This window comes from Peribacillus sp. TE19612 (assembly GCF_056279465.1).
On sequence record NZ_JBWCCL010000003.1, the window covers coordinates 327,472 to 345,580 of the forward strand.

20 protein-coding genes and 1 riboswitch are annotated in these 18,109 nt (G+C 41.6%); of the genes, 6 read left to right on the forward strand and 14 right to left on the reverse strand.

Annotated elements, in window-relative coordinates:
* Positions 1-4 precede the first annotated feature (4 nt).
* Positions 5-1,150, reverse strand: a complete 1,146-nt coding sequence (locus tag ACZ9AO_RS07500) for an ABC transporter ATP-binding protein (protein ID WP_289349243.1) — start codon at positions 1,148-1,150, stop codon at positions 5-7.
* A 113-nt stretch (positions 1,151-1,263) separates the two neighbouring features.
* Entirely contained in the window at positions 1,264-2,148 is an 885-nt protein-coding gene (locus tag ACZ9AO_RS07505) for a PucR family transcriptional regulator (RefSeq protein ID WP_251538566.1), read from the reverse strand.
* Between the two features lie 181 nt (positions 2,149-2,329).
* On the opposite strand from ACZ9AO_RS07505, the gene ACZ9AO_RS07510 reads away from it, so the two are divergent.
* Positions 2,330-3,367: an NAD-dependent epimerase/dehydratase family protein gene (locus ACZ9AO_RS07510; RefSeq protein WP_476108791.1), complete on the forward strand. Its 1,038-nt coding sequence runs from the start codon at positions 2,330-2,332 to the stop codon at positions 3,365-3,367.
* 116 nt (positions 3,368-3,483) lie between these two features.
* Here the strand turns inward: ACZ9AO_RS07510 and ACZ9AO_RS07515 are convergent, their stop codons facing one another.
* The 4 genes from ACZ9AO_RS07515 to ACZ9AO_RS07530 all read right to left on the reverse strand — a co-directional run bounded on the left by ACZ9AO_RS07515 (position 3,484) and on the right by ACZ9AO_RS07530 (position 7,196).
* Entirely contained in the window at positions 3,484-4,584 is a 1,101-nt protein-coding gene (locus ACZ9AO_RS07515) for an iron-containing alcohol dehydrogenase family protein (protein ID WP_251538569.1), read from the reverse strand.
* A gap of 62 nt (positions 4,585-4,646) precedes the next feature.
* Positions 4,647-5,468, reverse strand: a complete 822-nt coding sequence (locus tag ACZ9AO_RS07520) for a MetQ/NlpA family ABC transporter substrate-binding protein (protein ID WP_054397281.1) — start codon at positions 5,466-5,468, stop codon at positions 4,647-4,649.
* Between the two features lie 56 nt (positions 5,469-5,524).
* On the reverse strand, positions 5,525-6,193 hold the full coding sequence (locus ACZ9AO_RS07525) for a methionine ABC transporter permease (RefSeq protein ID WP_048687408.1): 669 nt from the start codon (positions 6,191-6,193) through the stop codon (positions 5,525-5,527).
* Complete coding sequence (locus ACZ9AO_RS07530; protein WP_048687407.1) at positions 6,180-7,196, reverse strand: methionine ABC transporter ATP-binding protein; 1,017 nt, start codon at positions 7,194-7,196, stop codon at positions 6,180-6,182. Before ACZ9AO_RS07530 ends, ACZ9AO_RS07525 begins: the two co-directional genes overlap by 14 nt.
* Before the next feature lie 69 nt (positions 7,197-7,265).
* A riboswitch (SAM riboswitch) is annotated at positions 7,266-7,370 on the reverse strand.
* Positions 7,371-7,653: 283 nt separating this feature from the next.
* Here ACZ9AO_RS07530 and ACZ9AO_RS07535 point away from each other — a divergent pair.
* Positions 7,654-8,478, forward strand: a complete 825-nt coding sequence (locus ACZ9AO_RS07535) for an MBL fold metallo-hydrolase (protein ID WP_289349249.1) — start codon at positions 7,654-7,656, stop codon at positions 8,476-8,478.
* 64 nt (positions 8,479-8,542) lie between these two features.
* Here the strand turns inward: ACZ9AO_RS07535 and ACZ9AO_RS07540 are convergent, their stop codons facing one another.
* The 6 genes from ACZ9AO_RS07540 to ACZ9AO_RS07565 all read right to left on the reverse strand — a co-directional run bounded on the left by ACZ9AO_RS07540 (position 8,543) and on the right by ACZ9AO_RS07565 (position 14,095).
* Entirely contained in the window at positions 8,543-8,731 is a 189-nt protein-coding gene (locus ACZ9AO_RS07540) for a hypothetical protein (RefSeq protein ID WP_034314753.1), read from the reverse strand.
* Positions 8,732-8,816: 85 nt separating this feature from the next.
* The gene (locus tag ACZ9AO_RS07545) at positions 8,817-9,020 is read right to left on the reverse strand and encodes a YheE family protein (RefSeq protein WP_034314751.1); all 204 of its coding nucleotides are present in this window, start codon (positions 9,018-9,020) and stop codon (positions 8,817-8,819) included.
* A gap of 63 nt (positions 9,021-9,083) precedes the next feature.
* A complete protein-coding gene (locus tag ACZ9AO_RS07550) occupies positions 9,084-10,280 on the reverse strand; it encodes a YheC/YheD family endospore coat-associated protein (RefSeq protein WP_476108792.1) in 1,197 nt (398 codons plus the stop codon).
* Entirely contained in the window at positions 10,277-11,644 is a 1,368-nt protein-coding gene (locus tag ACZ9AO_RS07555; RefSeq protein ID WP_251538576.1) for a YheC/YheD family endospore coat-associated protein, read from the reverse strand. The genes ACZ9AO_RS07550 and ACZ9AO_RS07555 overlap by 4 nt, the downstream gene beginning before the upstream one ends.
* A gap of 3 nt (positions 11,645-11,647) precedes the next feature.
* Positions 11,648-12,718 (reverse strand): YheC/YheD family endospore coat-associated protein, encoded by a 1,071-nt coding sequence (locus ACZ9AO_RS07560; protein ID WP_476108793.1) that lies wholly within the window; start codon positions 12,716-12,718, stop codon positions 11,648-11,650.
* A gap of 3 nt (positions 12,719-12,721) precedes the next feature.
* The gene (locus ACZ9AO_RS07565) at positions 12,722-14,095 is read right to left on the reverse strand and encodes a YheC/YheD family endospore coat-associated protein (RefSeq protein WP_476108794.1); all 1,374 of its coding nucleotides are present in this window, start codon (positions 14,093-14,095) and stop codon (positions 12,722-12,724) included.
* A 136-nt stretch (positions 14,096-14,231) separates the two neighbouring features.
* Here ACZ9AO_RS07565 and ACZ9AO_RS07570 point away from each other — a divergent pair, with 136 nt between their 5' ends.
* The 4 genes from ACZ9AO_RS07570 (at position 14,232) to ACZ9AO_RS07585 (ending at position 17,202) form a co-directional block, all read left to right on the forward strand.
* On the forward strand, positions 14,232-15,371 hold the full coding sequence (locus ACZ9AO_RS07570) for a DUF445 domain-containing protein (RefSeq protein WP_251538581.1): 1,140 nt from the start codon (positions 14,232-14,234) through the stop codon (positions 15,369-15,371).
* A gap of 73 nt (positions 15,372-15,444) precedes the next feature.
* Positions 15,445-15,801 (forward strand): YlbF/YmcA family competence regulator, encoded by a 357-nt coding sequence (locus ACZ9AO_RS07575; protein WP_034314741.1) that lies wholly within the window; start codon positions 15,445-15,447, stop codon positions 15,799-15,801.
* A gap of 147 nt (positions 15,802-15,948) precedes the next feature.
* A complete protein-coding gene (locus ACZ9AO_RS07580; protein WP_057275891.1) occupies positions 15,949-16,815 on the forward strand; it encodes a Cof-type HAD-IIB family hydrolase in 867 nt (288 codons plus the stop codon).
* Between the two features lie 114 nt (positions 16,816-16,929).
* Complete coding sequence (locus ACZ9AO_RS07585; RefSeq protein ID WP_222620128.1) at positions 16,930-17,202, forward strand: transcriptional regulator SplA domain-containing protein; 273 nt, start codon at positions 16,930-16,932, stop codon at positions 17,200-17,202.
* 71 nt (positions 17,203-17,273) lie between these two features.
* Here ACZ9AO_RS07585 and ACZ9AO_RS07590 read toward each other — a convergent pair whose 3' ends face one another.
* Entirely contained in the window at positions 17,274-17,405 is a 132-nt protein-coding gene (locus tag ACZ9AO_RS07590; RefSeq protein ID WP_476108795.1) for a hypothetical protein, read from the reverse strand.
* Positions 17,406-17,516: 111 nt separating this feature from the next.
* Entirely contained in the window at positions 17,517-17,966 is a 450-nt protein-coding gene (locus ACZ9AO_RS07595; RefSeq protein ID WP_289349253.1) for a DinB family protein, read from the reverse strand.
* Positions 17,967-18,109 lie beyond the last annotated feature (143 nt).

The following is an 18,109-nucleotide window of genomic DNA, read 5'->3' on the forward strand; positions in this document are numbered from 1 at the left end:
ATGTTTAATTGGCAGATAACTTCATGCTTTCCTGCATCTGTTCATCCTCTTCAACTAAAATGCGATGTTCGGTCCCTTTATCAAAAAAGTGCGCTTTATTCATGTCGAGGGCAAGTTCGATCTTTTCGCCTGCCTGGATAATGTTATTGGCATCGACCCTTGCAACGAAGTCCTGCCCCTCTAAAGTTGAGTAGAGCATGATCTCCGCGCCCATGAGTTCGGCTACATCAATTTGGGTCGTGAATGTAGTGTTAGGGGACTCCGTGAAATAAGCTCCTTCATTATGGAAATCTTCCGGACGGATGCCAAGGATTACTTCTTTTCCGACATATCCTTGATCACGTAGCATTTTCATCTTAAATTCAGGTATTTCAAGCGTTTGTTCGCCTATTTTGATTGTGCCTTCTTTTAATGTTCCGGAAAAGAAGTTCATGGCAGGCGATCCGATAAAGCCGCCGACAAACACGTTTATTGGTTTCTCATAAACATCCTTTGGAGCACCGACCTGTTGGATGATACCATCTTTCATTACAACAAGACGTGTCGCCATGGTCATTGCCTCTGTTTGGTCATGTGTGACATATATCGTTGTGGTGTCGAGCCGTTTATGCAGTTTAGCTATTTCCGCGCGCATTTGAACCCGCAGTTTTGCGTCGAGATTGGATAATGGCTCATCCATCAAGAAAACTTTTGCGTCCCTTACAATTGCACGGCCAAGTGCAACACGCTGGCGCTGACCACCTGAAAGCGCTTTAGGTTTCCTGTTTAGCAGCTCTTCAAGTCCGAGAATCCTTGCCGCTTCATTTACTCTTTGCTTGATTTCAGCTTTTGGCGTTTTCCTGAGCTTTAATCCGAATGCCATATTGTCAAATACAGACATATGAGGATATAAGGCATAGTTCTGGAAAACCATCGCAATATCGCGATCTTTAGGGGGGACATCATTGACTCGCTTGCCGTCTATGTATAAATCTCCTTGGGAAATGTCTTCCAGTCCGGCAATCATCCTTAATGTCGTTGATTTACCGCAACCTGAAGGTCCCACAAAAACGATGAATTCCTTATCGGCAACACGAAGGTTGAAGTCTTTAACAGCCGTCACCTTTTTATCATAAATCTTGAATATATGATCTAACACTAACTCTGCCATGAAAAATCCCCCTTTTAAACTCTTAGATTACTTGTACCAATTAGCTATAGTCTAAGCTATAGGTTTTGAAAAAAGTATGGGCATATTGCACAAAAAAGTGCTTACATTGGAAATTAATCATTCAGTAAAAGTATCAAGTATGCAGTAAGGGCATGACGGAAGTTTCTAATATCGAGACCAGTTTTTTCAGAGAATTTATCGATTCGGTATTGTAAGCTGTTCCGATGTATATAAAGCTGTTTGGCGGCAAATGTGGCATTGGAGTTACATTCGATATACGTTTTAACCGTTTTGATAAGCTCAGTATCGTGCTTGGTCTTGCCAAGAATTTCATTGATAAACCAATTTGCATTCTTAAAGGATGGATCATTTATTAATGAGTATGGGATGATGTCTGCCAAATCAGTCACTTTTATATCCGGCAGATGCACCTGTGCCACTTCAAAACACTTTTTCTCCTGAGTCCAGTGATGGCGAAGGTCTTGATCTACAGGGTGAAAGCGCCCGGTGAACATACGGGTCTTTACATAAAAGTCACTTTCAAGTGTGGAAGTAATGGCGATCAGTTCTTTATTTGATAATGGTTCATCCTTGTCGGGTTCAATTAAGACGCCTGACGTTTCATTTTCCCAAATAATAGCTGCGTCAGATGGAACGAAAGCGAGGAAGGCCCCTTCAAAATCGGAGTTGGAAAAATCAGCATGAGTCAACTTGAAATGAAGGAATCGAACATTCTCCCAGCTCGTTAAAGGCAATGGTGCATTCGGTTCGGATAAAAAATTTTTCCATGATGAGCCTGGATGTGCATTGAGGTTATTTGGGTTTATGGAAGGAACAAAAAGCAGTTCCAATAAACGGATTTCTTCTGCTGTGATTTCTGAACGGGGAATACCAAGTATACTTCTGAAGTCTTCGAACCAAACATAATTAGAAATATCATCAGTATCTTTTTTATTGGTAAGAGCGTTCGGGAATTTTTGTATAAGATTTTCAAGCATCGGTTCCACCTTCTTTCTCCCTTTCCATATCATTATAGCGAAAAAGAATAAAGTTCAAAAGATTAGGATATCTTTAGTTTTTCCGAGAAGGGAAAACAAAAGAAAAGTTGCAAGTATTATTAATTTCAGGAAAGGGTATTGCGTATGCTTTATGGAATACCGTTAAAGAGGAGGAGATCTTATGAACATTTTAATATTGGGTGGTACACGGTTTTTAGGCCGATATTTAGCAAAAGCTGCAATAGAGAAGGGGCATGATGTCACACTTTTTAATCGTGGAAATGACCCTTATGTTTTCCCCGAAATAGAACAGTTAAAAGGGGACCGCGACGGGGATCTTGAAATGCTGAAAGGAAGACAGTGGGACGCAGTAATTGATACATCAGGCTTTATCCCTCGAACTGTATCGAAATCTTGCAGGTTGCTTAATCAAGTTAAACATTATACATATATTTCAAGCATCTCGGTTTATAGTGATCCAACCGAACCAGGTATTGATGAAAATGGAGAGGTTCATGCACTAAATGATGATAAAGCAGAAGAAATAACCCGCGGAACGGCTGGACCGATATACGGTGAATATTATGGACCGTTAAAATCATTAAGCGAAAAAGCAGCTGAAAAAGAACTGCCGGGGAAAGTCTTGTCAATTCGTGCCGGGCAAATAGTAGGTCCATATGATTACACTGACCGATTGCCGTACTGGCTTAAAAGAATAGCGGAAGGGGGAGAAGTTTTAGCGCCTGGACGCCCTGGACGTCCAATCCAAATTATCGATGCAAGGGACTTGGCTCAATGGATCATCCAAATGATGGAAAAGGGCATGACAGGTACGTATAATGCCGTTGGACCCGAATACACACTGACTATGGGGCAAATACTTGAAGGCTGCAAAAAGGTAACAAGAAGTAATGCTGCCTTTACATGGGTCTCTGAAAAATTTTTAAATGACAATAAAGTAGAGCCGTGGGGAGAAATGCCTTTATGGATACCGGAAGAATTCCCTTTACCAGGAGGTAAGGAACCTTTGAATGGGTTTTTGGCTGTCGACAACGATCAAGCCATCAATAATGGACTAACATTCCGTCCCCTATCAGAAACTCTCGAAGATATATGGAATTGGGAAAAGGGCCGTCCGGAATCTGCCGATAGAAAAGCAGGCATGCACAGACAACATGAAAGTCATCTTCTTGGATTATGGAAACAGACAGTAGTTTGAGACCTTCTTTTATTATACTGAAGTATTAACGGCACATTATGTATGCTTGGTGGAAAGGATGATTTTATACAATGAGGAATCAAAAAAAGCGATGGGGTCAAAACCCCATCGCTTTTTTAGGAAGGGCTTGCATGGTTTGTAAGGATTTCAAGGTTTTCCATGGCGGATGCCACTTTTTCCTTGTTGATATCAGGGAAGAGAAGATGGATGTCTTCACCTTCTTTGACAGAGTGGGAAGCAATCTGTTGAAGTTCCGCTTTATGTTCAACAGTCAGGCCAATATCAAGCAATGTCATCGGCAAATTAAGCACCTGGTAGATGGGCAGCAATTGTTTGATTTCCGAGAATTTCCCTTCTAGCACAAGCTGGACTAAAATGCCATATGCCACTTTTTCCCCGTGAAGTAAATGATGCGCTTGGGTGATGGAAGTCATGCCATTATGAATGGAGTGGGCACCGGCAACGCGCAAGTACTGGCCGCCAAACCCGCCAACAAGACCACTGGTGATGATGTTCGTTTCAATTACACGCTGCAGCGCATCTGTCCATTTCCCTTTTTCCAAATCAGCTAAGGCTTCCTCGCCATATGTCAATAAAACTTCCTGGCATTGCCTTGCGGCCAAATGGGCCAATTCAATACAAACGGACTTGGTGGCAAGCTTTTCGGCCAGTGCATTGCCCTCGTACCACTTTGCCAATGTATCGCCGATTCCAGCACGTAAATAGTTTATCGGCGAATTAAGAAGAATTCCTGGTTCGATCAATAACATCCAAGTGCCTTTTTCATGAATATCATAACGGACATATGAACCATTATCATCATAAATGACACTCAACGGTGTCCAGGCAGCGCAGGTGGAAGCCAAGGTTGGAATGAGGATGATTTCCTTTTGAAGCGAGTTTCCGGCCGATTTGGCTAGGTCAAGCAACTTACCGCCGCCAATGCCAATTAATGCATCTGCACCATGTTCAAGAGCTGCCTTCTTGACGCGTTCAATTTCCGGGTCACTGCATTCCCCGCCGTATGTGAAAAAGATCGTCTCAATATTTTCTAAGGAAGGAAAAAAGGGTTCAGTAACTTCCCAAGATTTTCGTCCATGAATAACGAGCACTTTACGTATATTCCCTTTACTCAGTTTCACTTCCAGGTTTTCAAGGACATTTGCTTTACAGGCGTAATAAGCGGGGCCGCTGCGGACCTCCAGTAAGGTATTCATATTTGCTCTCCTTAATGAAAGGCCTGTTCCCGGTAAAGGGGAAGCAGGCCTTGATTATTTGATCAATTCATCCAGTCTGGTTTTCCGAATCCGGCAAATTTGTCATCGATCACTTTTTCAAACTGGTCGGATTCCACTACTGATTTAATATCCTTGGCAAATTGAGCGTCTACATCTTTTGTATTCACTGCAACAACGTTTCGATACATATCCGGCATTTTTTCTAAAACTAGGGCATCCTTGAGGTCCATTTTCGCTGCAAGAGCAAAGTTGCCAGGGACCGCCGATAGGTCAACGCTGTCTGTTGCGCGGGGTAACTGAGCAGATTCCAATGGTTTTAGCTGGATGTTTTTTGGATTTTTCGTTACATCCTTTTCAGATACTTTTAAAGGGTCGACATTTGGATCGACTTCAATCAACCCTTCATCCACCAGCACTTTTAGTGCACGTGCCAGGTTAACCGGATCATTGGGCACTGCAAGGGATGTGCCGTCTTTCACTTCTTTCAATGAATTATACTTATTAGAATATATGCCCATTGGCGCTGTTGGAACTATGATAAGGTCGGAAAGCTTTAAATCATTTTCTTTAGCGAAGTTATCCATGTACACTTTATGCTGGAAAAGGTTGGCGTCGATCGAGTTGTTGCCAAGCGACTTATTCGGCTGGATATAGTCGGTGAATTCGACGATCTCTATTTTGTATCCGAGATCTTCCAGACCTGGTTTGATGGCCTCCTTAACCATATCGGCGTACGGCCCGGTAGTCGCCCCGATCTTCAATTCTTTTTTGTCTTCTGTATTTGGGGATGCATCATCGCTCCCGCATGCTGCCAAGCCGAGTGCAAGTGCACAGACTGATAATAACGAAGCTATTTTCTTCATTTGAAATTCCTCCTGAGTAATGAAATGTATTGAGTCATTTAAAAAAATGATTGATCCTATCGCTTGTTAACTATGTATGAAACTTTGTCACCAACCATTTGAATGAGTTGCACAAGGCAGATCAGCACGACGATCGTCGTGATCATGACTGTGTTGTCATATCGGTAATATCCGTACCGGATTGCCAGGTCGCCAATTCCGCCACCGCCGATTGTCCCAGCCATTGCTGAGTAACCGATTAGCGAAATGGTCGTTAATGTCAGTCCTTGAATGATTCCCGGTTTTGCCTCTGGAAGAAGTACATCCTTAATGATCATCCATGGAGTGGCACCTACGGCAATTGCAGCTTCAATCACTCCTCTGTCTATTTCACGTAATGCTGTTTCAACAATCCTTGCAAAAAAAGGGATTGCGGATACGGACAGGGAAACAGAAGCTGCTCTTGGCCCTATCGTCGATCCCGTAAGTAGGTCCGTTAAAGGAAGGAGGGCGACCAAGAGAATGATGAACGGGATTGAACGGACAATATTGACTGCGAAACCGAGAGATCGATTCACGATGCCATTTTCAAAAAATAAATTCCTGGTTGTTGTAAATAGCAATACTCCAAGCGGTAAACCGATCAGCAGGGCTACTGCAAGAGAAACGCCGACCATATAAATCGTTTCAAGAAAGGCTTTATTAAGATCAGGTAAAATATTGACGATGGGATTAAGCAGTGACATGTTTTAACACCTCCACAGAACTGGAACGATTTTTTATATATTCCAATGCCGAATGAATTTGGACGGCATCGCCAATTAACTCGATGATTAAAATGCCTAAAGGAACATCCTGGATATACTCAATTTTACCGTGTAAAATATTCCCCTTTACTGCATGGGATTGGAGAGTATCCGAAAGAATCGACTCACCGGCGGTTTGCCCTTCGAATTGAATCTTAATAATCGTCCCTTCACTTTCATCAATCAAGTGCGAAGGGAGTTCGAAATCCAGTACACTGCTAATGAATTGCTTCGTTAATTCCTGTTTGGGCTGTGAAAATATTTCATAAACGGGTCCTTCTTCAATTACCCGGCCATCCTGCATCACGGCGACTCGGTGGCATAGTTCTTTGACCACTTCCATTTCATGTGTAATCAACACGATGGTGATACCAAGCTCACTGCTTATCTTTTTCAATAACTGTAAAATCGCTTTTGTAGTTGTTGGATCAAGGGCTGAAGTCGCTTCATCACATAATAGTACAGTGGGTTCATTTGCTAACGCGCGAGCTATGCCGACCCGTTGCTTCTGTCCACCGCTAAGCTGTGCAGGATAGACATCTTTCTTATCGCTGAGCCCTACGATTTCCAACAATTCCAATACACGTAACTTAGTCGCGTCCTTCGATCGATGCGCGGCCCTTAAGGCGAAAGCGACATTTTCATAAACGGTTTTTGAACTGACCAGGGAAAAGTGCTGGAATATCATTCCGATTTTTTGGCGTTGTTTACGAAGCTCTTTGCTAGATAAAGAGGTTAAATCAATGCCGTCGATAATGATATTTCCACCTGTCGGACGTTCAAGCAAATTCAAGCAGCGGAGTAATGAGCTTTTTCCAGCTCCGCTGTAGCCGACAATTCCATATATTTCACCAGTTTGAATGGTCAAAGATACGTTATCCACTCCGATAACTCGGTTTTTCTTCGAGACGTATTCCTTTCGGATTGAACGGATTTCAATCATGAGCTTTCCCCCTTAAACATTAAAAAAGCTGCCTCTATCATTCAGAAAGAGGCAGCGAAATCATATCTCGGCTTATCTTTCAGAATGCAATCATTCTGCAGGAATTGGCACCGTTCCCTAAGGGCGGTTGCCGGACATCACAGGGCCTGATCCCTCCGTCACTCTTGATAAGTAAATTATTATTTTAGAATATTTCAAGTTTTATAATATAATCTATATTATTTGTAAAATCCGGCAATGTCAATCGTTTCTTTTATTTTTTTGTCATTAAATCGGGTACGGTCCGTTAAAACGATTCATGGAAAATAGGCTATTATGCAATAATCCAGCATTTTCATCGAGGCTATTTATTCCAATATTTCCTTGTCAAAAAGGTAAAGTGGTACTACATTTATTATAGTAAAGTTAAAAAAAGGAAGGTAAAACTATTTTTGTACAATAATGGGGAGGAAACCGAATGATAGAGATCAAGACGATAAATGATGTGGTTTGCGTGCATGGGACTCCTGGCGGGAACAAGGGGGGGATGAGTGTGTATGTCTTTTTAACGGATGGCCTATTGATAGATACTGGCGCACAGATTTTATTGGAAGAGCTTATTCCATTCTATGAATCCGCAGACTTCGACTCAGTGGCCCTGACTCACTATCATGAAGACCATACGGGGGGCGCTGCCTGGATAAAGGAACATAAAAAGGTTCCTCTTTTCATTCACCCGATGTCGGTTGAGGTTTGTGCAAAGGATGCTGAATATCCTGAATATCGCAAAATTTTCTGGGGAAAGAGAGACGCCTTTAAAGCTGAGCCGCTAGGGAAGGCCATTCATTCCCGTACCCAAACGTGGGAGCCGATTTTTACCCCAGGTCATGCAAAGGACCATATGGTGTATTTGAATCACAATAATGGCGTGCTTTTTTCAGGAGACCTTTTCGTAACCCCAAAAACAAAGCTTGTCTTACGGGAAGAGTCTGTCCCGGTGATCATCGATTCCATAAAAAGATTGCTTCAATATGACTTCGGGGAAGTGTTTTGCTGTCATGCTGGGCATGTTCCTGATGGGAAGGAGATGTTTCGAAAAAAACTGGATTATCTGGAAAACCTCCAAGGGGAAATTTTACGCTTGCATTCTCAAGGGCTGACCGTTCATGAAATCCAGCAGGTCGTTTTACCGAATCGCTATCCCCTTATCGAGATATCCGGGCATGAGTGGGATTCAGAGCATATCATTACATCGATATTAAACGAAAATATTTTAAGTGCGAGGGAGAATGGGACTATTTGAATGCTATCCGTTTAACGGTCTGACTGATATAAAAGAGAGCTCTCCATAAGAGAGCCCACATTATTCATTTATTGACATTGGGATCTGTTTCATCATAAAAATCATGTGCTTCTTCGATGTTCTGAAGGTTAGCGACTTCATACACATTTCCGCCCGCCATTCCTTCATTGATGATACGGTCGATATCCAGGTAAACGGAGTCCTTGCCATCATATTCGGTATCCTTCAAAAATGTCATTTTTTCTTTATCCAAAAGAAATCCCTCCTAGCCTTTTCTTTAGTTTAGGCAAAGGAGTTTTTTTTATTCTGTTTAGCGATTTCATGAATGTAAAGGGGTTTCATTCATATACATGGAAGATCATTAAATCATGTATCATGCTTTTGAGTTTAGTTTCATCTGTTTCGGAAGGCGGATTGGCTGTCCACTCGATGGATCCATCTTTATGATACAAGGCTTTGACTGCCTGCTTGTTGAAATAAAAGGAAATTTTCCATCCTGGCAGATTCTTATGCAATGGTTCCCATTGAAAATGAGTGATCATATGTATTACCTCCATATATACTGTTTCTCATTCGATTATAATGGAAAACGGCAGCTGGAGGTGTTATTTTCTTTTCAGGTTGGGAAAAGTTAATTCAATGAAAAGATTTTTTAAATGCAAAAGCCTGTTTGTTTCAATTTCTTCTTCATCGAATTGCATCGGCTTTGAGTTCACTTCGTATATGAAAAGCGAGCCCGATTCGTCTTCCCCTATATCAATGGAAAACTCTCCGAGAAACCCGATCTTTTTTGAAAGTAACTCTCCGCATTTTTGGGCGATATTCGCTAATTTTAGATCCAGGTTTTTTGATTTAATGTCCTGATAAGGAAAAAGCTTTCCGCCTCGGGGAGTGTGGGTGGTGATTTCCTGGGTTTGCGACATCCTTACCGCTTTGCCGGTCACTTTATAAAAACCTTTTTCATAATGGACGAGAATCCGGTAATCATAACGATGTCCAAAGAGTTTTTTTGGTATGATCGCCTGTTGAGCAAGATAGCTCCTTTTTAATAAATCCCTTTTTTTTGTATCCCAGAAGGAAGCAAAATCAGGGAAGGACTCACTATGCTTTAAGCTATTGAACAATAGGGTATCATCATCATTTTTGATAATGGTATAAATGCCCTTCCCTTGGCTTCCTTTGCATGGCTTAAGGTATATATGCCTGTATGTCTCCAGGAAAGAATCAAGGCAACCGCTGTTTCGTAAGACCATGGTGGGCGGAAGGTGGTTGGTGAGGGATCCATCTTCAGTTAATGCTTCGAACATCACATATTTATCTATAAAACAGGGGTTGAATAGAGTCATTCGGTAATCTTTAAAATGTGTGATAAGATGTTGGAATTCCTCTGACGCCTCATAGCTCCTCCAGGGGATACGGTTATAGACGATGTCAGGGAAGGGCACCTTACATTCAATCCACTTGTTTGAAATGGAGGAAAAAAGATACCCTTTCATCGACGCGGAATGAAGGGCATTTCCTGTGAATACATACGCCAATATTCCATGTTGCAATAAATATAATGATAAGTCCCGAAAAAGGGTCAGGTTTCCACCCAAACCTGATTCTTTTTTGGGATTGGAAACAGTTAAAATTCCGACGGTAAGCATCCGGTTACCCGGAAATATTGTGATTGGAATTAGAGGTTGATTCGAATGGTTCTTTTTATAGCTGATTTCTTCTTCGGCAGAGCCGGCGAAAAGTTCCGCATTCTCATGAGTGTGGTGCCAATTTTCAGTGGGGATATCATAAAAAATGTTCATTGCGGCACTCTGATTGATTTTGTAATCGTCTGTTCCGTAAGATAAATGGCATAATCAAGGCTTAGCTTTCTGGTCAGCAATTCGAAATCCTTGAGTTTTGGATGGGAGAAGATGGAACGTCCAGGCTTGGAATTGGCTTCAAACATCCAAACCTGCCCTTTTTTATCCAATCCAAAATCAAATCCTATTTCTGCGATGATGCCGTCCAAGTTCTTTTCTATACTGTCACTTAAAATCAGTGCGGCTTCCGATAGCTTTCGTTCGACTTCTGTCGCCTCATCGTCATCTCCAAACAGTTCGGCAACCGTTTTGATGACACCCCCGCTTTTAATATGGGTCGTGACGCTGCCGGCGCCGGCAATTTTTGCGGCAATCGCGGTCACCTGCCATTTTCCATTACTGTCCTTGTTCGTATGAACCCGGAAATCCACTGGACGTTTTTCAGATCGAATTAATGGGATGCCCTGCTGCACGATCAGATTCTCGAGCGGGCGGTCGTGAAAAATGTGTTTAACGATGGATTCCAATGTCGAAAACCGTTGCAGTTTATTTTCTTTTGCTTCGTTTGTATAGCGGCAATAGTAAACATTCTCATGCTTATCATAAAGAATTTGGTGAATCCCTAGACCGAGGCTGCCGTGAATGGGCTTTATATAAACTTGCCGGTAATGGGAAAGAAGGGTTTCCACCACGGATATGGATTGAAATGGATACGTTTCCGGCAAATAAGGCAGTGCCCGCTCATCTGCGCATAACCTTTCATTTACATCCCATTTATTGAAAAATCCGGGGTTATACCATGGTATGGTATATGTTTTTTGGAATTTCTGCTTCACTTCTTTAGGTCCATCACGGTTTTCCGTCAACCGATTTGGTAGCCGGTCATAAATGACATTAGGAAAAGGAAATTCATAAATGTTCCAGTCATCTTTATCAAATACATAGCCTTTGATTGTCTCCTCATCCCAATTGATTACATTCTCTCCAAAAACAAAGGGAATACAGCCTGTGGTCTTGCTAAGCGAAAGGAGCTTTGCGAAAAATTCAGATCTCTCCCCTAAAGGTTTGTTTGAAATGCCCGTGAAGCCTGAGGAAAAGATTCCGACAAGCGGTCCGATATGGATGCTCTTGCCGTATATGAATAAATGAAGGGGAATATCGGTATGATCGAATAGTAGAGATTCCGCAAGACTTTTCGATAGCACGATTGTTTGATTGACGGCCGGGTTTTGTTTGACGATGGCAGGACATGAATGCCGTCCGAAATAAATTAATTCAATCTCTGCCAAATCTCCAAGCTCTGAAGGGTAGTAGAGAACATTGCCAGGGATAGCGGCAATTTCGGCAGGATAAGTCTTTCTCACTTCCTATTCACCTGCTTTCTGAAGCTGTTCGGCTAAATACTGGCTATACTGAAACGGTGCTCGATGAATATCTTTCATGGTCTCCGGCTGTAGTGCCTGAATGATTTTCCTACCAGGCTTCGAGTTAATGTCCATTATCCATATTTGGCCTTTTTTATCGATGCCTAGATCAATTCCCAACTCAAATAATCTTTCAAAGACAGCTTCGGTTTCAACGGGCAGGGTGCGAAGGATATGATGAATCTTTTGTTCGACAGCAATCGAAATCGTTTCCGGGTTTCTTTTGTTGAAGTTATCCAATGAAATGGCTTCCCCGCCTGTGGCAAGATTTGAAGTAATTCCGTCTTTTTGTCCCGTACGAATTCCGCGGCCCCGTTCCATCCATTGATTCTTCTCGTTTTTTTGAAGTAAAATCCGTAAATCGAATGGCTCATTATTTTGGGTGCAAAGTTCTAAATATGGCTGGCAAAGATAACGGTATCGATTTAATAAATGCTGCAGCCATTTGTTAAGCTGAGATTTGGAGGAGAATGTGCGGTCATATTTGGTGCCCTTTTTCGTCATGGAAACCAAAGTCCCGTCTTCGGTTTTTGAAAGGAGATAGATTCCTGTACCGCCTGCACCGAATTCAGGTTTGATGATGATTTTATCCAGGCGTTCCAAATGTCCTATAATATCTTCAGGTGTCGTCACTTGTACGGTTTCTGGAAAAAATGCCTGTAGGTGTGGATGGTTTTTAAGGATTTGGTACACTTCCCACTTACCAGGAAGTCCCAGTCCTAAGAAATTCGAATTATCTTTTAACCACTCGATTTTGTGTCGCGTTTCCGTTGACTCACGAACTAAACCGTGAAAACAGCGATCATATACAAAATCAGGTAAATCAAAAGATGCGGCGATCCAAGTTTCGCTCTCGGCATCAAAACGCTCGCCCCTCACTTTTTTTAGATCCATATCAATATTTTCCGGTGAGAATTTGCAAACTTTCATATTAAATGATTTAGCGGTTTTGGCTATTTCGGTGAAGTAGTTGTTTTCATGAGTATCCGACGCGGCCATTAATCCTATTAACACGTGCTAGCAACTCCTTTTATGGATGGTTTTCGGGTTAAGGGCAAGCATGAAATCTATGATTGATTTTACTGATGGACGAAAGGTTTCATAGTTGCCTTGAAATTTTTTCGAAGGTTTTGAATTCACTTCGATGATCCATGGATGGGTATCGGTGTCCAGTGCTAAATCGATCCCTAGCTCACCGAATGAATCGTCAAGGTTTTCGACTAAGGCCTGTGCAGTGTTTTTAGCCAGGCGTACGAGCTTTTGATATATGCGGCTGGCGTCCTGAAGTTCAAATGCTTCTTTTAGAAAATCCGGCCCATTTTTCATCAATCCGCCTTGTGCAAGATTGGAAACAATAGTACCAGGATCCCCAATCCGGGCAACCATTGATGTAACTTTCCATTCAAGCTGTTCGTTCCGGTGAAGTAGTATGCGGAAATCAACTTTTCTCTGATCGGTTTCGAATAGGGAAATCCCTTTTTGAAGAATGTAGGATCGTTTTCTGGAAAATTTTTTTAAGGTTTCAAACAACTTTTCATCCGTATCAGCAAAATGTACATTCTGGAGATGTCCGGATTGCTCGATTTTCCATTTTCCAGCTACTTGCGTTAATCTGCAAATATTCCTGCCTTGGCTGCCTGATGCGGGTTTAAAGTAGATTACCGAATGCTTTTCTATAAATGTCAAGAAAGTTTCCTTTTCGTTAAACAGTATCGTCTCTGGTAAATTTGGCAAAAGCTCATCTTCTAAGATCAGCAGTTCGTGTACATCATGTTTGGAGAGGAACCTTCCGTTGAACATCGGAATCGACCGTTCCTCCAGTTCAGTTTTAAACAGCTTGAAAGAAGACGATTGCTCAAGTTTACGCGAATGTATCCGGTTATAAAATACATCAGGGATGGGGAGGGGCAAGGCTTTCCAGCCACCTTGCCCTGGCAGGTAGCCTTCCACAACCCCATCTTGAAGAGACTGCAGTTTAACTAAATAGAAGGGGATGCCCTGCTGATTACAATATGATTTCATTTCCTGATAAAATTTTTCCATCTCGCCGAATGTCCCGTCTTGCAAGGGAGTCTGGTTCATGAGTGAAGCGAAGAATGGTCCTATTTTAATTGACCTTTCATCCGCATGGTATGAGACGGAGATTGGATCGGAAAAAATGGGTAAGGATAAAATTTGGTTCATATCATATGAAAGTTTCAATGTAGGCTGGGATGACGGGAATGGCTGGACAAGTACCGGGACGGAACGGCATCCAGCCATTATCGTTACGGGTTCTCCAAATTGAAGGTCCCATTCCTCAAATAATTTTTCTTCGATAAACAATAGCGCCTTCTTTCTAGTCTCTGCGGGATTTACCGTAATGTAAACTTTCTGATGGTTAAGGTTCATAATAATTCCCCGTTTGCACTAAGTTTGATATCCTTTAATAATTAAATGATGGGCAAATGTGGATAACACATTCTATGATTTTTTAATTAGAAGGTGTCATAAAGCCTTTATTTCAAGCAATAAAAGGAGAAATTTCATGGGTGAGTTTTGGCTAAAGATACTGTTTATGGTCGTCGTTGGTGCAGTAATAGGTGGCTTCACTAATTTATTGGCTATCAGAATGCTATTCAGACCGTATAAGCCAATCCATATTTTTGGGAAGCAGCTGCCGTTGACACCAGGGTTGATTCCGAAGCGGCAGGATGAGTTAGCTAAACAATTAGGCAAATTGGTGGTCGATCATTTAATCACACCAGAGAGCATTCAAAGTAAAGTCATCAATGATGCCTCTATACAGAATATGAAAATTTTCGTCCAGGCAGAAGTAAAGAAAGCATTGTCCACACAAAAAAGTACTGCTCAATTACTTGATCAATTGGGAATGAAGAATTCTTCATTTACGCTAGAACAGCGATTACAAACATTCATTCTTGGTAAATATGAAATATGGTCGGAAGAGAACATGAGCAAGAGCTTGAAAGATATCGTCCCTCCGCACCTTCAGCAAAAAGCCCTCGACTCGATTCCTGATTTGTCACGTTTCATCGTGAAAAAGGGAAAAGAATATTTTGACAGTGCGGAAGGCAAACGCCGTCTTGAAGACATGTTGGATGATTTTTTCAAGGAACGGGGCAAGCTGATCAATTTAATTCAGATGTTCATTGGAAACGAAAAGTTAATTGACAAGATTCAGCCGGAAATCATTAAATTTTTTGAACAATCGAGAACGATTGATATATTGTCAGTGATGTTGGTGAAAGAGTGGGGAAATCTCGAGAAATGGGATATAGAGAAAATCGAGGGAATGATCGGGAGAGAAACGATAAAACAATGGATTACCGAAAAAACGGTTGAAATGCTGCCTGTCGCTTCGATCCTGAATAAGCCGGTTCGAGAATTGACTGCCAATTTCTCGGACACCATTGTGGAAAAGGGCGTTCCGATTTTTGTGGAAAAAGGTGCCGAGTACGTAATCAATCATTTCCAGCCGCTATTCCAAAAACTGCATTTGGACGATATCGTGGAAGAACAGGTTTCGTCCTTTTCTGTGTCCCGTCTTGAGGAAATAGTCGTTTCCATCACTAAGAAGGAATTGTCGATGATCACATACCTTGGGGCCTTGCTTGGTGGAATCATCGGTTTATTTCAAGGTTTCGTAACTGTTTTAATAGGATGACGTGTAATTCTCAATCGGATTTGTTATAGTGGAAAAGGTGTAGGAATACAATGATTACCGGGAGGGGAAATAAATGAGTAACGTATATGATGCAGCGTATGAAATGGAAAAGGCGATTAGGGCAAGCAATGAATATGCCGATTTGCAACGCTTATATGATCTTGTGAATTCGGATGAAGCAACAAAAGGAATGTTTGAAAACTTCCGTAATCTGCAGATGTCATTGCAGCAAAAGCAAATGATGGGACAGGAGATTGCACCGGAAGAGGTTGAGCAAGCACAAAAGACGGTACAGCTTGTCCAACAAAACCCAACCATTTCACAATTGATGGAAGCTGAACAACGGATGAGCATGGTCATCGCAGACCTCAATAAAATTATCATGAAGCCGCTTGAAGATTTATATGGCTTGCCTGAGCAACAGCAATAAGCAGTTGGAGACTCCCTTCTTTAATGGTTGGGGGTTTTTTTGTTCCCTGAAAGCACAAGTGCAAGGGTCGTGAACCACTATTTGTTCTATTCTCGAAATTTTAGTCATAAATTTTGAAAGAGGATACAACAGATGGGAGAGATCAGCATGGTATATCGACTACTTGCGGTCAATATCGACGGGACATTGCTCCAGTCGAATGGCCGTTTAAATAAATCGACTAAAGAAGCAATAGATTATGTTCACCAAAAAGGTGTCCATGTTGCACTTGTGACGTCAAGAAATTATCACTCAGCAAAAAAAGTGGCCAAAGCCCTAAAAATAAATCCGATGATCGTTGCTCAGCAAGGAGCCTTTGTCGGAGCTTCCATGGAAAAGCCGATAATGGTAAAAAGAATATCAGAAGAACTGACTGCAGAGCTCGTGCAAATGCTTGAAAAGACCACGTGCCAAATATTGCTCATTCATGAAAAATACTCGCTGGGCAATCGGGTGAACCTCCCGGAGAATTTGCTTGGTAAATCGGTTATGTATTTGAATGACCAAAATATTTATGCTCAAAATTATGTGGATGATATCAGTGAAGAGCTTATTGATCAGCCGATGGCCCCGACGAAGATGGACATTATATTTCCAGAAAAAAATGCTCGAAATGATATGTTGAAATTGATAAAGGAAATGTTCCCTGAGGTGGATGCAGTCTTACACCCAGGACATAAACTGACAATCGTTCCGAAGGGTGTATCTAAATGGAGTGGTGTATTGTATTTAGCGGACCATTTAAAGGTGAAAAGAACGGAGATCGTCTCGATTGGTGATGGATTGGATGATATGGAGATGATTGCCGGTTCTGGTCTGGGAGTTGCCATGGGCAATGCGGATGAGGAAGTACGGAAAGTGGCAAAATGGGTGACGCGCTCCAATGATCAAGATGGTGTTGCCTATATGCTTAGGGAGTTTTTCCGGAAACAGCATCCGATCGAATTTTTACAAAAAATGAATATGCTTAAGTGAATGGCGGGGCTCCTTCTGTTGAAGGGGCCCCATTCAGATAACGCCACTTGCGAGGTCTGTCATCTTTCATAAATAATTATAAGTTTCTTTCCATAAACTAAAGGAAAATCAGTAATGGAAAGGAAGAATTCAATGGGTGTAATCAATGCAAAAGAAGTACAGGTCGGTGACGAGGTGTTTGTGATTTATAATAATCCCCATGTCCCTACAGTTTCGAATATCAGGGCAGCGGAAATTGTTCCGCACCCCAAAGATCCCAATGCAGTTGCCTTGTTCCTGAACGATACATTTCATACGATCGAGGATGATGATGCTTTGTTCACTTCGGAAGCCTCAGCGGAAAAAGCATACAGTGATTATATGGATAACCAGGACCAGATGACTTGAGAGGCGTTTACTCAGCTTTACGGGTGAACAGACGAAAGCCCTCGCTATAAAAAGCGAGGGCCTTTTTTATTTTATTCACAAGTGTTTGCTGCAAACTCACGAGTAACGCTCGAATTCACGAGTGTTTGCTGCAAACTCACGAGTAAAAGCTTAAAATTCACGAGTATTTGCACCAAATTCACGAGTAAAAGCTTAAAACTCACGAGTATATGCTCCAAACGTACGTGCAAACGCACCAAAACTGTAATTATTCGTCCTAAATAAAAAAACTGCCACTCCCATTTCAAGAAAAATAGAGTGACAGTTTCTTAATCTCAGTTTTTGGATTGTATGAATAGTTTCATTGCGTGAATTTGGCCTATATGATTGGTTTCGTGCAAGACTACAAAATTAATGAATTCTCCCACTGTTTCCATTCCGTTGAAAGGCTGTGCTGTTTTTTCTGTCAATCGTTCTTCCGGAATTTCAAGAAGTCGATCAAGTTGTTCATGCAACTGTTGCTTTAATACTTCAACGGTAGGTACATCTCCGGTCCAGTTGGCTGGTTTTGAACCATATCCGAATAGCTGGCTGTAACTCTCTGGCAAATTACTGCTGGAGTTCAATAAAAACTTTTCCGCTGCAGTAAGGACATGTCCAATGTGCCAATGGATTGTATTATTAAAACCTTCAGGCTGCACATCCATGAACTCTGGATCGATTCCCTCAATTTCCTTTAAAAGATTGCTGCGCATGGCTGTCAGTTGATTTTTAACATAATTCATCTTACATTCCCCTTTCAATCTTGTATTACTTACCGCTACTCATGAAAATTATAGCAAGTATATTTCAATATTATCAAATTTTAGATAAGCCTTTTCAAAAAGGGGGGGACTTATCATTTTACAATTTATTTCATTTTAAGGGG